This window comes from Microbacterium sp. CPCC 204701 (assembly GCF_004010105.1).
Classification (GTDB): Bacteria; Actinomycetota; Actinomycetes; order Actinomycetales; family Microbacteriaceae; genus Microbacterium.
On record NZ_RRYE01000503.1, the window covers coordinates 1 to 1,785 of the forward strand.

A 1,785-nucleotide genomic window follows, 5' to 3' on the forward strand; every position below is an offset into this window, starting at 1 on the left:
GGTCGCCGCCGTGTCGGGCAGGGCGCCATGGACCACCAGCCCCGCCACGATCACCACGGCTAGGGCCACGGCCGCGAAGAGCCGTCGCCTCCGCGTCCGCGGGGCTGCGACCTCGCCGCGCGGCGAAGTCACGCGATCACTCCGGCCGCGCGGGCAGGCGCGGTGTACGCCTCGGAGAGCGAGGCCACCGTGTCGTGGGCGTTCAAGCCGCTCGGGTTCGGCACGACCCACAGCTGGGCACCGCCGAGGGTCTCGTGCTGGCGGCCCGCGAGAGCGCGCGGACGCGCGAAGCCCTGCCGGTACGCCGTCACCCCGACCACTGCGACCGCACGCGGGTGCCACGCCGCAGCATCCGTCGCCAGACGCTCGGCGCCGGCACGCAGCTCGCTGCGCGCGAGCTCATCGGCACGTGCGGTGGCCCGGTGGACGAGGTTCGAGATGCCGATGCCCGCGTCCAGGAACATCCGCCGATCGGTCTCGGGCATGCCGTCGTCGCCGATTCGCGGCAGCCGCGGGATGATGCCCGCCGCGACCAGCGCCGGGTAGAAGCGGTTGCCGGGATGCGCGAAGTGCACACCCGTGGCGGCCGTCCACAGACCGGGGTTGATGCCGACGAACACGAGCGTCGGCTCCTCGGGGATGAGGTCCGGAACGCTCCGCCCGCGGAAACCCTCCAGCTCGGCGCGCGTGAAACCCATGCGACCAGTCTTACGTACCCCGCAGCGCCCGAGAGCCCGCACCGGCGGCTAACCCGCCCGCGCCTCGGACGCAAGCCCCGGGGCGGAGCAGGCATCGGCGGGTAGCGTGCCAGATCGAGGAGCGCACCGTGACACGTGACCGCACACCGCCCATTCGAGACGCCGTCTCGTACGCAGCCCGGCTGGCCGATCAGCCGCGGCTCCTGCTGGCCGCGAAGACGTCGCTGGCGGCCGTGGTCGCGTGGTACCTCGCCCCGTTCATCCCGTTCGCGGCGGACGAGTATTCGTACTACGCTCCGCTCGGCGCCCTGGTCACGATGAGTCCGACGGTCGCGCGCTCCACCCGCGTGGGCCTTCAAGTGCTCGCCGGTCTGGCGCCGGGGATCGGCCTCGGCCTGTGCGGTGCAGCCGCCCTCAGCCTCGGCGTGCCGGGCGGGGTGGTCCTCGCAGTCATCGTCGGCGTCGGCGTCCTCCTCGGCGGGCTGCGCCCACTCGGCGCAGGTCAGGACTGGGTCGCCCTCGCCGCGCTCTTCGTGCTGCTCGCCGCCGGGAGCGATCGCGGCGCCTTCTCGCTGTCGTACCTCGTGACGATGGCGTTCGGCGTCGTGGTCGGCATCGTCGTGAACCTCCTCATCCTCCCGCCCCTGTACCTGCGGCGGGCCGGGGAGCGACTCTCGCACCTGCGGGACGCCGTCGCCACCCTGCTCGAGGATGCCGCCGACGCCGTCCTGCGCGGCGACGTCGAGTCCGGCCGATTCGACGACGCCCTCGCGTCGCTCGACGAGACCGGCTCGTCGGTGATCACCGACGTGCAGGAGGCCGACGAGAGCGCCCAGGCCAACCCGCGTCGTCGCCGGCATCGGAATGAGCAGGATGAGAACGACCGCCGCCTCACCGCCCTCGAGCGCACGGTGTTCCTCAGCCGTGAACTGGTCGACCTGCTGACGGAGGTCGACCAGCTGCCCGAGGCGCGAGGGGCCGATCGTGGCGACGCTGCGGAGCCGCAAGAGGCGCTGGCGGACGCCATCCGCCGCGTCGCCGCCGTCGTCGCGACGCCACTCGGCGATGCCGCTGCCCCGGCACGGCT

General features: G+C 73.4%; 2 protein-coding genes. One reads left to right on the plus strand and one right to left on the minus strand.

Annotated features, from left to right (window positions below):
- Positions 1-128 precede the first annotated feature (128 nt).
- Entirely contained in the window at positions 129-698 is a 570-nt protein-coding gene (locus tag EIO58_RS17270) for a mismatch-specific DNA-glycosylase (RefSeq protein ID WP_127820484.1), read from the minus strand.
- Between the two features lie 128 nt (positions 699-826).
- On the opposite strand from EIO58_RS17270, the gene EIO58_RS17275 reads away from it, so the two are divergent.
- Positions 827-1,785 (plus strand): FUSC family protein (locus EIO58_RS17275; protein WP_127820485.1); only part of this gene is annotated, 959 nt, incomplete at its 3' end.